11 protein-coding genes and 1 pseudogene are annotated in these 12,532 nt (G+C 71.3%); 7 read left to right on the top strand and 5 right to left on the bottom strand.

The annotated features are described in order from the left end of the window. Positions 1–41 precede the first annotated feature (41 nt). Positions 42–836: pseudogene (locus tag ACFFQA_RS06440) on the top strand (AraC family ligand binding domain-containing protein); the annotation flags it as partial. Positions 837–872: 36 nt separating this feature from the next. Here the strand turns inward: ACFFQA_RS06440 and ACFFQA_RS06435 are convergent. Beyond that, positions 873–1,478, bottom strand: a complete 606-nt coding sequence (locus tag ACFFQA_RS06435; RefSeq protein ID WP_377850712.1) for a maleylpyruvate isomerase family mycothiol-dependent enzyme — start codon at positions 1,476–1,478, stop codon at positions 873–875. A gap of 92 nt (positions 1,479–1,570) precedes the next feature. Between ACFFQA_RS06435 and ACFFQA_RS06430 the strand changes: the two genes are divergently transcribed. The 3 genes from ACFFQA_RS06430 (at position 1,571) to ACFFQA_RS06420 (ending at position 5,782) form a co-directional block, all read left to right on the top strand. Continuing rightward, positions 1,571–2,944, top strand: coding sequence for a pyridoxal phosphate-dependent decarboxylase family protein (locus tag ACFFQA_RS06430; protein ID WP_377850711.1), 1,374 nt, complete (start codon positions 1,571–1,573; stop codon positions 2,942–2,944). 135 nt (positions 2,945–3,079) lie between these two features. Then, positions 3,080–4,225, top strand: a complete 1,146-nt coding sequence (locus tag ACFFQA_RS06425) for a S1 family peptidase (protein WP_377850710.1) — start codon at positions 3,080–3,082, stop codon at positions 4,223–4,225. An 81-nt stretch (positions 4,226–4,306) separates the two neighbouring features. Beyond that, the gene (locus ACFFQA_RS06420) at positions 4,307–5,782 is read left to right on the top strand and encodes an SDR family NAD(P)-dependent oxidoreductase (protein ID WP_377850709.1); all 1,476 of its coding nucleotides are present in this window, start codon (positions 4,307–4,309) and stop codon (positions 5,780–5,782) included. Here ACFFQA_RS06420 and ACFFQA_RS06415 read toward each other — a convergent pair. Continuing rightward, on the bottom strand, positions 5,761–6,714 hold the full coding sequence (locus ACFFQA_RS06415; protein ID WP_377850708.1) for an endonuclease/exonuclease/phosphatase family protein: 954 nt from the start codon (positions 6,712–6,714) through the stop codon (positions 5,761–5,763). The genes ACFFQA_RS06420 and ACFFQA_RS06415 overlap by 22 nt on opposite strands. A gap of 130 nt (positions 6,715–6,844) precedes the next feature. Here ACFFQA_RS06415 and ACFFQA_RS06410 point away from each other — a divergent pair, with 130 nt between their 5' ends. After that, entirely contained in the window at positions 6,845–7,579 is a 735-nt protein-coding gene (locus ACFFQA_RS06410; protein WP_377850707.1) for a lysophospholipid acyltransferase family protein, read from the top strand. 337 nt (positions 7,580–7,916) lie between these two features. Here ACFFQA_RS06410 and ACFFQA_RS06405 read toward each other — a convergent pair whose 3' ends face one another. Further along, on the bottom strand, positions 7,917–8,522 hold the full coding sequence (locus tag ACFFQA_RS06405) for a TetR/AcrR family transcriptional regulator (RefSeq protein ID WP_377850706.1): 606 nt from the start codon (positions 8,520–8,522) through the stop codon (positions 7,917–7,919). 113 nt (positions 8,523–8,635) lie between these two features. Here ACFFQA_RS06405 and ACFFQA_RS06400 point away from each other — a divergent pair, with 113 nt between their 5' ends. Continuing rightward, positions 8,636–9,850 carry a cytochrome P450 gene (locus ACFFQA_RS06400; protein WP_377850705.1) on the top strand — a complete coding sequence of 405 codons (1,215 nt, stop codon included), beginning with the start codon at positions 8,636–8,638 and terminating at the stop codon, positions 9,848–9,850. Between the two features lie 386 nt (positions 9,851–10,236). Here ACFFQA_RS06400 and ACFFQA_RS06395 read toward each other — a convergent pair whose 3' ends face one another. Together ACFFQA_RS06395 and ACFFQA_RS06390 are read right to left on the bottom strand one after the other, a co-directional pair. Next, positions 10,237–10,896: an endonuclease gene (locus ACFFQA_RS06395; RefSeq protein WP_377850704.1), complete on the bottom strand. Its 660-nt coding sequence runs from the start codon at positions 10,894–10,896 to the stop codon at positions 10,237–10,239. Between the two features lie 162 nt (positions 10,897–11,058). Beyond that, a complete protein-coding gene (locus tag ACFFQA_RS06390) occupies positions 11,059–11,904 on the bottom strand; it encodes an AraC family transcriptional regulator (RefSeq protein ID WP_377850703.1) in 846 nt (281 codons plus the stop codon). Between the two features lie 81 nt (positions 11,905–11,985). Here ACFFQA_RS06390 and ACFFQA_RS06385 point away from each other — a divergent pair, with 81 nt between their 5' ends. Further along, entirely contained in the window at positions 11,986–12,453 is a 468-nt protein-coding gene (locus ACFFQA_RS06385; protein ID WP_377850702.1) for a VOC family protein, read from the top strand. The last annotated feature ends 79 nt before the right edge of the window (positions 12,454–12,532 follow it).

The following is a 12,532-nucleotide window of genomic DNA, read 5'->3' as shown; positions in this document are numbered from 1 at the left end:
CGAACTCTGATCACGGCGGACGCGGGTCGTACGGTGGTGCCATGGCGATGGCGGAACCCGTGCGGTACTGGCGGCATCCGAGCGTTCCCGAGCTGGACCTCATGGCCGCTCGCTTCGTCCGGCACACCTTCACCAAGCACAGCCATGACACGTACGCGATCGGCGTCGTGCAGAGCGGCACCGAGCTGCTGCTGGTGGAGTCCGACACGCGCACGATCGGCGCGGGCGGGATCACCTGCATCAACCCGGGCGAGGTGCACAGCGGCCACGCCGCCGACACCACGGGCTGGACCTACCGCGTGCTCTACCCGACGGTCGAGCTGGTCTCGGAGGTCGTCAGCGAGCTGGGCGGACCGGCGGGCACGCCGACGTTCACCGGGGAAACCAGCTACGACCGGACCGTCGGCGCCGCGATCCTCGCCGCGCACCGGGCCGCCGAGCACGACGACCACCTGGTTTCGGAAACCCTGCTGTACCAAGCGATCCAGGTGCTCTGGAAGGCACGGGGCACCCAGGTCCGCGAGGCTCGGACCGCCGAGGCGGGCAACCAGCGGCTCGACCGCGCGCGGCGGGTGCTGCTGGAGCGGATGGCCGAGCCACCGAGCCTGGACGAGCTGGCCGCCGAGGTGGGGCTCGGACGTTTCGCGCTGCTGCGCGGGTTCCGGGCGCGGTTCGGCCTGCCGCCGCACGCCTACCTCAACCAGGAGCGGGTGCGGCGGACGCGCGCGCTGCTGGACGCCGGTACGCGGCCCGCCGACGCGGCCGCCCTGGTCGGATTCGTCGACCAGGCGCACCTGTCGCGGCACTTCCGGCGCATCCTCGGTGTCGCGCCCGGCGGGTACCTGCGCGGACGCTGCCCGAGCCCTTCCGGATCAGAGCCGGGTGGCGAGGATCGGCTGGCCGGGGCCGGACAGGTCGCCGACGGCGTCGCGGCGACCGGCGATGGCCATGAGCAGGGCCTCGCCAGGACCGCGCACCTCGGGGCCACGACCACGGGACCAGCCCAAGTCGGGAGCGACGAGGGTCAGGCCGCGAGCTCGCTTGAACGCGCCGATGGGTGGGGCCAGCAACGCCAGCCGGAGTGCGGTCCGAAGCCGGTCGCCGGGGATCTCGCGGGGTAGACCCAGTGCGCGGCGGATGTCCTGCTGGTGGATCATCCCGTCCAGCAGGGCGATCATGCCGCCGAACGCCGCGGTGAGACCGCGCGGCCGTGGGTGCGCGCGGAAGAGGGCGACGAGCTCGCTCGGCGTGCGGGAGCGGTCGGCCGCTCCGATGGCGTTCGCCCCGGCCAGGCTGAACCGGGCGCGTGCGAGCCGGGCGGCCGTCCGGCGCCAGCCGAGCTCGTCATAGCTGATCACGTGCGTGACCACCTCGCGGACGGTCCATCCCGCGCACAGGCTCGGCTCGTCCCACTGCTCCGCCGAGAGCGTTTCGAGGAAGTCCGTGAACTCGATCCGTTCCCGCGTCGCCTGTGTCATCACGTCCACGGCATCGTCGCCCTTCGGTAGGCCCCCCATCGGCGCAATAACGTACAAGACGGGGCTGAGCAGCGGTTCCTATCGTCCGGGGCATGATCTTCGAATCCCTGGACCCGCCCCGCGCGGAACTCACCGAGATGATGGCCGCCACGACCGAGTTCGCCGCCAACTTCCTCGAAGGGCTACCGGACGCGCCCGCGTCGAACCTGCCGTCGACGACGAAGCCGCTCGACCCGCCGGCCGAGGGGCCGGGCGAGTTCGCCGATCTGCTGGCGCGCTTCAAGGAGGCGGCGGCCACCGCGGTGGAGACGGCGGGTCCCGGCTACCTGGCGTACTTCCCGGCGGGCGGGCTCGTCGCGTCCTCGATCGGCGAGTTCCTGTCCAGTGTGGTCAACCGGTACACCGGCGTCGGGTCGCTAGCTCCGGACATGGTCGCGATGGAGGACAGCGTCGTCCAGTGGCTGTGCCGGGAGTTCGGCCTGCCCTCCACCGCGGGCGGCCTGATCACCACGGGTGGCTCGCTGGCGACGCTGTCGGCCGTGGTCGCCGCGCGGCACGACCGGCTCGGCGAGCTCCACGGCACCGGGACGGTCTACGTCACCGAGCACACCCACCTGTGCGTGGCGAAGGCCGCCCGGATCGCCGGGCTGCGCGCGGACCAGCTGCGCGTGGTGCCGGTGACCGACGACCACCGCATGGACGCCGAGGCTGCCGAAGAGCTGATCGCGGCCGACCGCGCCGCCGGTCGCGAGCCGTTCCTGTTGGTCGGGACGGCGGGCAGCACGAGCACGGGAACCGTTGACCCACTGGAGGAACTCGCCGGGATCGCCGAGCGCAACGGCATGTGGTTCCACGTCGACGGCGCCTACGGCGGCGGTTTCCAACTCACTGAACGGGGCAAGGCGAAGCTGCGCGGCGTCGAGCGCGCGGACTCCATCACGATCGACCCGCACAAGACGATGTTCCTCGCCTACGGCACCGGGGTGCTGCTGGTGCGGGACCAGGCCACCCTGCGCGCCGCGCACACCGTCGACGCGAGCTACCTCCAGGACCTCCAGCGCGATCCGTGGCCGCCGGACTACTGCGACCTCGGCCCCGAGCTGTCGCGGGAGTTCCGGGGGTTGCGCATGTGGCTGCCGTTGCACCTGCACGGGGTCGGCGCGTTCCGCCGCGCACTCGACCAGAAGCTCGACCTGGCCGCGGTCGTGCACGACGGCTTGACCGAACTGTCCGAAGTGGACGTTCCGGTGCGCCCCGACCTGACCGTGAACGTTTTCCGGCTGCGTTCCGGAGGCGATGAGGAAAACCGGCGCCTGCTGGAACGGATCAACGCCACGGAAAGGGTTTTCCTGTCCAGCACTCGACTGCGGGGCGACTATCTGCTGCGGTTGTGCGTGCTCAGCCACCGAACCGAACCACAACGGGTGCGCGAAGCGCTGTCGATTGTTCGGTCGTTGGTTCGGTAGTTCCTTACATCATTTGGCGGCTTTGCCGAGGACAGCGCACTGCCTAATCTCAGCGACGAACCTGCCAGCCCCGGTGTGATGCCGCCGCACCGGGTATGGAGCCCCTCATCCCCTGCGTACTTCGTGAGGAGCCCAATGAAGCGGCACATTCGTCTTGGCTTGTGCGTGCTCGCCGTCTCCGCCGCCACGGCCGCACTCGGCGTGGCACCGGCAACCGCCGAGGAACTGTCCCCCGGGATGGTCTCGGCAATGCAACGCGATCTGGGTCTCAACTCCTTCCAGGCCCAGCAACGCATCCGCCAGGAAGCGGCGATCAGAGCCGTCGACGCGAATGCGGAACGCGCGGCCGGAACCGCATTCGGCGGTTCCTGGTTCGACGCCGGAACAGGCAAGCTCGTGGTCGGTGTGACCGACGAGAAAGCGGCGGCGGCGGTCCGCGCCGCGGGTGCCGAGGTCACCAAGGTCAGCCGGACCGCGGCCGAGCTCAACGCGGTCAAGGACCGGGTCGACGCCACCGCGAGGACGCACAAGGCGCCCGACGGGATCAACAGCTGGCACCCGGACCCGAAGTCGGGCAGCGTCGTGATCAACGTCCGCGTCGGCGCGGAGAGCCCCGAGGTCGACGCGTTCGTCGCCGAGGCACGCAAGGCGGGGCCGGTCACGGTGAACAGGACGACCGCGCGGCAGCCGAGGACCTACGCGGCAGGCACCGTCGGCGGTGACCCGTACTACGTGCCGGTGCAGGGCGGCTACGTCCGCTGCTCGATCGGCTTCTCCGTGCACGGCGGTTTCGTGACGGCGGGCCACTGCGCGGGCGCGGGCGCCAACACGCAGGGCTGGGACTGGTCGGCACAGGGCCAGTTCGCCGGATCTTCCTTCCCCGGCAACGACTACGCCTTCGTGCGCACCGGCAACGGCTGGTGGACGGTTCCGGTCGTGCTCGGCTGGGGTTCGGTGTCGGACGTGCTCGTGCGCGGGCAGTGGGAGGCACCGGTCGGCAGCTCGATCTGCCGGTCCGGCTCGACGACGCACTGGCGCTGCGGGCAGGTGCTGGCCAAGAACGAGACGGTCAACTACGGCAACGGCCAGCTCGTGCACGAGCTGATCAAGACGAGCGCGTGCGCCCAGGGCGGCGACTCCGGCGGCTCGTTCGTCACCGGCGACCAGGCCCAGGGCGTGACCTCCGGCGGCTGGGGCGACTGCACCAGCGGTGGTGAGACCTGGTTCCAGCCGCTGACGGAGATCCTCAACGTCTACGGGCTCCGGCTGCACACCGCGTAACGGCCTGATGAGGACCGTCGTCTCGACCCCGTACAGTTCTTCGGAGCACATGTACGGGGATCGAGACGACGGTAGTGGCAGATGACGGTGGATACGGGCACTGACGCGGTGGGCACGAACGCGGTGGACACCGATGCGGCAGGCATCGACCCGGAGCGGCTTGAGGAGTGCCTGCGGGTCCTGGCCGAGGCGGACAACCTGCCACCGGAACACCCGGACGTGATCAAGCTCCAGCGCGCCACGTCCCGGCTCTACAAGGGCGTCAAGAAGCGCAAGCGCACTATCCGCCGCGACGCCGTGACCGCCGCCGACAACGCGGTGACCGCCGCGACCGCGACCGGCTCGCCCACCCGCATCGACGACGAGACCGAGGGCATCCCGCTGGTCTCCAACGTCACCGGAGCGACCGCGGGCACCCTGCTGCGCGCCCGCGCCTGCTACACGTGCAAGAACCGCTACCACGAGGTGGACGCGTTCTACCACCAGCTCTGCCCGCCGTGCGCGAAGCTCAACCGCGATCGGCGCGACGCGCGGACCGACCTCACCGGCCGACGCGCGCTGCTCACCGGCGGGCGGGCGAAGATCGGCATGTACATCGCGCTGCGGCTGCTCCGCGACGGCGCGCACACCACGATCACCACCCGCTTCCCCAACGACGCCGTCCGCCGCTTCGCCGCGATGCCGGACAGCGCGGACTGGCTGCACCGGCTGCGCGTCGTCGGCATCGACCTGCGCGACCCCGCCCAGGTGGTGGCGCTGGCCGACTCGGTAGCCGAGCAGGGGCCACTGGACATCCTGATCAACAACGCCGCGCAGACGGTGCGCCGCTCCCCCGGCTCCTACGCCCCGCTGGTGGCCGCGGAGTCCGAGCCGCTGCCGCTCGGCCCGCTGCCGGAGATGATCTCCTTCGGCCACGTCAGCGACGCGCACCCGCTGGCGCTGACCGAGCTCACGAAGAACGCCGGGCGGCTGGACGTGACCGGTCTCGCGCTGCGCGCGGGATCGGCCTCCCTTGAGCGGATCGCCGACAACACCGCGATCGACGCCGGCGGCCTGGTCCCCGACCTGCACGACGTCAACAGCTGGACGCAGAAGGTGGAGCAGGTCGAGCCGCTGGAGATGCTCGAAGTCCAGCTGTGCAACGCGACCGCGCCGTTCATCCTGGTCAGCAAGCTGCGCCCGGCGATGGCCTCGGCGAAGGCCCGGCGCAAGTACGTCGTGAACGTCTCGGCGATGGAGGGCCAGTTCAGCCGCGCGTACAAGGGGCCGGGCCACCCGCACACCAACATGGCCAAGGCCGCGCTGAACATGCTGACCCGGACCAGCGCCAAGGAGATGCTGGAGTCCGACGGCATCCTGATGACGGCCGTGGACACCGGCTGGATCACCGACGAGCGCCCGCACCCCACGAAGATCCGGCTGGCGACGGAGGGCTTCCACGCGCCGCTGGACCTGGTGGACGGCGCGGCGCGGGTCTACGACCCGATCGTGCGCGGTGAGGCGGGCGAGGACATCTACGGCTGCTTCATGAAGGACTACGCGCCCTCGGCCTGGTAGGCCAGCTCGGCGACGACGGCGCGGTGGTCGGTCCCGGGCAGGGTGTGCTCGGAGACGCTCACCGCGCGCAGCTCCCGCCCGTGGAGCACGTGGTCGATCTGGATCAGGGGCCGATCGGCCGGCCAGGTCGGCGCCCAGCCGCGACCGAGCTCGGCGTGCGCGTCGGCCAGCCCGGCGGCGAGCAGCTCGCGCAGGGGTGTGTGGTCCAGCGTGGCGTTGAAGTCGCCGAGCATCACCACGTTCGGCCCGGCCTCGGCGCGCAGCGCGCGGAGGTCGGCGGTCCACCGAGCGGGGTTCTCCACCGGGTACAGCGTGTGCACGCCGATCAGCCGCACGGCGTGGTTGCCGACCATGACGGTCGCGGTGGTCTGCGGCCAGGTGGTGGGCTGGTCGACCAGACCGCCCGCGGTGAGCGGGAGCCGCGAGTAGATCGACGTGTCGATCTCCGGGTGCAGCTCGCGGTAGGGCATCAGCTCCCGCAGCCCGGCCTCGTCGAGCCGTTGCACGCCGGTGGCGCGAAGCTCTTGCACTGCGAGGACATCGACCCGCTGCGCGCGCACGAGCTCCACCAGGGCCTTGGGGTCGACGCGCCCTTGGAGGGAGTTGCTGGTGGCGACCCGCAGCCTCGGCGCGTCGGCGGCGATCTCCGCGCCGTTGGCCACGAAGCGCGGCGCGAGCCAGAAAGCCTGCACTGCCACGAGGACCGCCGCGACCACGGTCATCCAGCGAACGCGCAGGGCGAGCACCGCTGGCAACACGATCACGGTGCCCACCGACGCGAAGGGCAGCCCGGAGATGGGCAGGGCCAAGGACGTTCCCGCGTCGAGCCCGGTGAGGCGGACGAGAACGAGCACGAGGACGCCTGCCAACGCCACGGCGCACAGCCAGACGGCGAACACGCGCGCCTTGGACTGCTTGACGGTGAGTTCCACGGTGAGGGGACGGTTGTCCAGTGGCCGAGGTTGACGAGAACGTGAGCTTCGCCATAACGCAGGCGGCCGGAGAACCCCCTAGCGTCGTTCTGTCCGATTCCCCCTGCTGCAGATCGGTCGACTGACGCACATGGCTGACATCGTCTACCCCCCGGTCATCGCGCTGGCGAAGACCATGTTCCGGGTGCTCGACATGCGAATCCGGGTGGAGGGGGCCGAGCACATCCCCAACGAGGGCGCGGCGGTGCTGGCCAGCAACCACGTGAGCTACCTCGACTTCATCTTCTGCGGCTTCGGCGCCCAGCCCGCCAACCGCCTGGTCCGCTTCATGGCGAAGAAAGAGGTCTTCGACAACGTGGTCGCCGGTCCGCTGATGCGCGGCATGCACCACATCCCGGTCGACCGCGCGGCGGGCGAGGCCGCCTACGACCAGGCCATGGCCGCGCTGCGCGACGGCGAGGTGATCGGCGTGTTCCCCGAAGCGACGATCAGCCGGTCGTTCACGGTGAAGGACATCAAGTCCGGCGCGGTGCGCATGGCCGCGGAGGCCGGAGCGCCGCTGATCCCGATGGCGGTGTGGGGCACGCAGCGGATGTGGACCAAGGGCCGCCCGCGTTCGCTGGGCACCAGGCACCTGCCCGTCACGATCCTGATCGGCCAGCCGCTGCACCCGACGCCGGAGCAGGACGCCACCGAGGTCACCGCCGAGCTGCGCGCGCGGATGACGGAGCTGCTGGACAAGGCGCAGCGCGAATACCCCGAGACGCCGGCGCCCGACCAGACGTGGTGGCAGCCCGCGCACCTCGGCGGCACCGCCCCCACACCGGAGGAAGCGGCCGAGCTCGACGCCAGGTCCCGCGACTGACCCCATCCCGGCGCACCCCCGCAGCCCGACGCGGCCCGCCGCAGCCCGACGCGGCCTGCGGTGGCCCGCCGCAGCCCGACGTGGCCCGCCGCGCACCGCCGCGGCCCGACGTTTCGCGACGCGGCCCGCCGCAGCCCGACGCGGCCCGACGTTTCGCGACGCGGCCCGCCGCAGCCCGCCGCAGCCCGACGTGGCCCGACGTGGCCCGCGGTGGCCCGACGTTTCGCGTTTTGTCACCTTGATGCGCAAGAGAGCGCTCTCATTTCGCGTTTAGGTGGCAAAACGCGAACGAGGAGGGATGGACTCCTCGTGGACCGGGTGGCGGGCGATGGTGGCGCTACGTCTGGCCCGGGCGCCGGAGTGCCGGTAGCTCCGTGGCTCCGGCGGGGCGGAGGCCGTCGAGCAGCAGCGTGAGGTAGCGGCGCCAGTCCCACTCCGGCGCTCGCACGACGTGCAACACGCCGACCAGCATGTACGCCACCGGCGGCAGGTCCTCCGGGGTGAGGTCCTTCCGGAGCAGCCCCGCGGCCTGCGCCCTGGCGACGATCTTGGTGAAGTCGGCGAAGTAACGGTCCTGGATGCCGTCCGCGAGGTTGCTCATGCTCTTCGCCGCGAGGAACGTGCACTGCTCCTCGCAGGCCAGGCTCATCGCCGCCTCCAGGGACGACACGACACCCCGCCACGGGTCGGGGTCGACCAGCGCGGCCTCCAGCACGGGCGCGACCCGCTCGTCGTAGCGCCACAGCAGCACAGCCGCCACGAGGTCGTCCTTGCTCGGGAAGCGGCGGTAGAGCGTGGCGACGCCGACCCCGGCCCTGCGGGCGATCTCCTCCAGCGACACCTCCGGCCCGTCGTCGGCGAAGGCCTGCCGCGCCGCGATCACCAGGCGCTCGGCGTTGCGCAGGGCATCCGCGCGAAGGGGGCGCTGACCTGGGGCGTTCATGCGGGAACGGTATCAGATGAGAGCTGACTATCAGTTGTGCTAGCTTCGGGGAGGAGCTAACCGAGAGTTCCATATCGGATTAGCGGTTGACCCACCACACGAACGGGACCGCGATGACCGACAGCAGCACAGCGCCCGCCCCCACCAGCATGCCGCCGATGACCAGCGCGCCGGTGCACGTCCGGCGCGACGCCTTCGACCCCGTCCCCGAACTCACCGAACTGCGCGAGCGGAGCCCGGTCAGCAAGATCCGCACCACCTGGGGTTCCGAGGCCTGGCTGGTCACCCGCTACGACCTCATCCGGGAGGCGCTGGGCGACGCCACCCGGTTCGCCAACAACTCCCGCCACGCCGTCGACCTGCCACCGTTCGCGCGGCAGAACGCCGACGGGATGCTGCTCAGCTACGACCCGCCGGAGCACACCAGCCTGCGCAGGCTGCTCACCCCGGAGTTCACCGTCCGGCGGATCCGCAGGCTGCAGCCGAGGATCGAGGCGATCGTCGAGGAGCACCTCGACGCGATGGAGCAGGCCGGGCCGCCGGTGGACCTGGTGCGGGCGTTCGCGCTGCCGATCCCGTCACTGGTGATCTGCGAGCTGCTGGGGGTGCCCTACGAGGACCGGGACGACTTCCAGCGGCTGAGCAACCTGCGGCTGGACCTGTCGCTGGCCCTGGAGGAGCGGGTCGCGGCGACCCAGGAGTCGCTGGCCTACATGGCGAAGCTGGTCGAGCGGCAGCGCGCGGACCCGGGCGAGGACATGATCGGCATGCTGATCCGCGAGCACGCCGACAAGATCACCAACGCCGAGCTGGTCGGGGTCGCGGACCTGCTGCTGCTCGCCGGGCACGAGACCACGTCGAACATGCTCGGCCTCGGCACGCTCAAGCTGCTCCAGCACCCGGACCAGCGCGCGCTCGCCGAGTCCGACGAGCACATCGAGGCGGCCGTCGAGGAGCTGCTGCGGTACATGTCGATCACCCACACCATCGCGCCGCGGTGGGCGACCGGGGACACCGAGCTCGGCGGTGAGCGGATCGCCAAGGGCGACCTGGTGATCTTCTCCATCCCGGCGGGCAACCGCGACCCGGCGATCGGCGAGAACCTGGAAGCGCTGGACATCGGCCGCAAGACCGCGCCGCACCTGGCGTTCGGCCACGGGGTGCACCACTGCCTTGGCGCGCCGCTCGCGCGGATGGAGATGCGGGTGGCCTTCCCCGCGCTGCTGCGGCGCTTCCCGAACCTGCGCCCGGCGATCCCCGTGGACGAGGTGGAGTTCCGCGCGTTCTCGGTGGTCTACGGCCTCTCGTCGCTTCCGGTCACCTGGTGACACCGCGCTGACGGCGGCCGACCCTGGGTTGCCGCTGCGGCAAAGGTTGTGGTGAACGGGGCCGGAACTCGCCTACGAGGCGGCTCCGGCCCCGTCGTGCTGTTCACCCACGCGGCGCTGGACGATCGCAGGATGTGGGCGCACCCGTTCCACGCGCTCGCCACCGACCACCGGGTGATCCACCACGACCAGCGCGGCTACGGCGACTCCGCCGAGGGCGAGGCGGACGGCGATGGCGGCGCACCCGGGTCGACTGTTCGATGGGCGGCGCGTTCTCGCTGGACACCGCGCCGCACCGCGTCACCGACGTTGGCCACGAGATCAGCGCGGGCATCCCTGGAGCTGCCGGGCAGCGGCCAACCCCGCCGGTGGAGGCCCCCACCTCTTCACCCCGCTTCTGCGCTCTTTCCAGCACGATTCGCTCGCTCGTGGCGGATGAGGGCAGCCGCGAGGAGCGCGACCGCGCCGGACGGGGCCGAGCGGGCCAGGTCGGCGGGGGTGGTGGGCAGGCCCAAGCGGGCGGCGGCGGTCAGGGCGCGGTCGTCGAAGAACGGGCGGAACTCCGGCCACACGTCCTGGACCTCGCGGCAGAAGATCCGTGCGCCGACCGGACCGATCCTCGGGAAGCGCCTCAGCAGGCGTTGCAGCTCGGAAACGTCACCGTCCGCCGCCCGGCGCATGCGCCGGAGGTCCCCGCCGTAGGCGGTGATGGTCAGCTCCGCGCCTTCGCCGAGGTGGCGGGCGGTGCTCTCGTCATAGCGGACGTAGTGCGCCCGGCCGAGGGCGTCAACTCGTTGCTGCCACGTCGATTCACGCATCGCGCGAGCCGTGCGCCAGCCCGCCTTGGACAGCTCACGAGCCGCCGCGACGGCGATGTCGGAGCTGATGCGCACCGAGAGCAGCGTGGTCAGCACGAGCAGGCGGTAGAGCGGGGAAGGCTTGTCCGCCAACGGGATTCCCGCTTCTGACGCGTAGGTCCTGCCGTGTTCGTCCAGCAGCTTCGCGATGATGTCCCGCTGCGTCACGGACTCGGCGGCGTCGGCCACGGGGGTTGTGGTGGCACTGGACCCGGTCGAGGTGGCAGCGGATCCGGCGGGACCGGGCCCGGGCCCGGTGGCAGGGGGCCTGGGCGGTTCGGGGTCGGCAACGGGGGATGGCGCAGTGCGGACATCTACCTCGGCTACCCGGAGATCACGCCGTCAACCGTCTCATGCGCTCAGCGGCGCCTCCCTTCGCAGGCACGCCTCGGCGTAGGCCACCGGCGTCAGCCCCACCGCGCGAACGAAGTCTCGGATGAAGTGCGACTGGTCGAAGTAACCGAGGTCCACAGCGACGTCCGCCCAGGTGCCGCCGGCGCCCTCCGCCAACCGGGCCGCGGCCTCGTGCAGCCGGTAACGGCGCAGCACCCATTTCGGGCTCACACCCACATATCGCTGGAACAGCCGTTGCAGCGTGCGCATGGACAGCCCGAAGCGCTCCGTCACGTCCTGGACGCGGGTGATCGACCGATCGTGCAGCAGCGCCCGGACGATGCGCCCTACCCTGGCCACCTCGCTGTCCGGCTCCGGCCAGTGCGCGCGCAGCCACCGCTCGGCGACAGCGACCAGGTCCGGCAGCTCGGCCGCCGCGGCGAGCTCGTCGGCGAAGGCGGTGGCGTCGGTCTCGCCCCACAGCGTGGCCAGCGGGCGGACCTGGTCGGTCAGCTCGGCGACCGGACCGCCGTGGAACGGCTGGAAGCCGCCGGGGCGGAACTTGATCCCGAACACCCGGCCGCGGCCCTGGTAGGCGTAGGTGAAGCGCTCGCTGCCGACTCCGCTGATCATGAGCTGGCCGCGGTCGAAGACCAGGTTCACGCAGGGATGCGGCAGCAGCGTGACCGAGGCGGGGCGCCCGGTGGGCAGGTCCCAGCTGGTCATCCAGTACCGCTCGACCAGGGTGCCCAGCCCCGCGCCCACCGGTACCCGATCCACCGTGAAGTCGAGGTCGCGCACCCCGAGGACACCGAGCTCGCTGGTCGTCGCGAGTCCGGTCGGGGCGTGCCGTGCGCTGTTCACGGCATCAGGATGACCGATGGGTCCGACATCGTGTCGCGTTTGTCCAAGCCGCGCGTTCGGCATGGTCACAGGATGAGCGGCATGTCTGACAACCGCGGCCCGGCTCCGGCCGGCAGCCCCAACCTGACGATGTTCTTCGCCGTTCCGGACAGCGCCAAGGCGCTGGAGTACTACCGGGAGGTCTTCGGTGCGGAGGTGCTTGAGCGCTTCGACGCGCCCGACGGCACGGTGGCGCACGCCGAGATCGCGCTCGCGGGCGGACGTTTCCAGCTCTCCGAGCCGATGCCGGACTACGGCATCGTCGGCCAGCCCGCCGAGGGGAACTCGTTCACGATGACGTTGTGGACCAACGACGTCGACGCCGTCTTCGAGCGGGCCGTCGCCTCCGGCTCGACGGTGCTGACCCCGCTGGCGGACTCCTTCTCCGGTGCCCGCATGGGGGTTGTGCGCTGTCCCTTCGGCATCCGCTGGTGCATCGCCAGGCACGACCGCGACGTCCCCCAGGAGGAGATCGACGCGGCCGTGGCCGCGATGTACGAGCAGGGCTAGCGCCTGCCCTCAAATGACAACACCCACCACACCACCCCTCACCACCACACCACCCCTCGGCCCCCTCACCCCCTCACCC

The sequence above is a fragment of the Allokutzneria oryzae genome (assembly GCF_042429765.1).
Taxonomy (GTDB): Bacteria; Actinomycetota; Actinomycetes; order Mycobacteriales; family Pseudonocardiaceae; genus Allokutzneria; species Allokutzneria oryzae.
This window is presented reverse-complemented; position numbering and strand designations above follow the sequence as displayed.

What these genes read in the sequence shown, in the direction of transcription:
- ACFFQA_RS06420 (WP_377850709.1), top strand. Translation starts at nt 4,307, where the DNA reads ATGACGGTGGATACGGGCACTGACGCGGTGGGCACGAACGCGGTGGAC.
- ACFFQA_RS06405 (WP_377850706.1), bottom strand. Translation starts at nt 8,522, where the DNA reads ATGAACGCCCCAGGTCAGCGCCCCCTTCGCGCGGATGCCCTGCGCAAC.
- ACFFQA_RS06410 (WP_377850707.1), top strand. Translation starts at nt 6,845, where the DNA reads ATGGCTGACATCGTCTACCCCCCGGTCATCGCGCTGGCGAAGACCATG.
- ACFFQA_RS06385 (WP_377850702.1), top strand. Translation starts at nt 11,986, where the DNA reads ATGTCTGACAACCGCGGCCCGGCTCCGGCCGGCAGCCCCAACCTGACG.
- ACFFQA_RS06400 (WP_377850705.1), top strand. Translation starts at nt 8,636, where the DNA reads ATGACCGACAGCAGCACAGCGCCCGCCCCCACCAGCATGCCGCCGATG.
- ACFFQA_RS06425 (WP_377850710.1), top strand. Translation starts at nt 3,080, where the DNA reads ATGAAGCGGCACATTCGTCTTGGCTTGTGCGTGCTCGCCGTCTCCGCC.
- ACFFQA_RS06430 (WP_377850711.1), top strand. Translation starts at nt 1,571, where the DNA reads ATGATCTTCGAATCCCTGGACCCGCCCCGCGCGGAACTCACCGAGATG.
- ACFFQA_RS06435 (WP_377850712.1), bottom strand. Translation starts at nt 1,478, where the DNA reads ATGACACAGGCGACGCGGGAACGGATCGAGTTCACGGACTTCCTCGAA.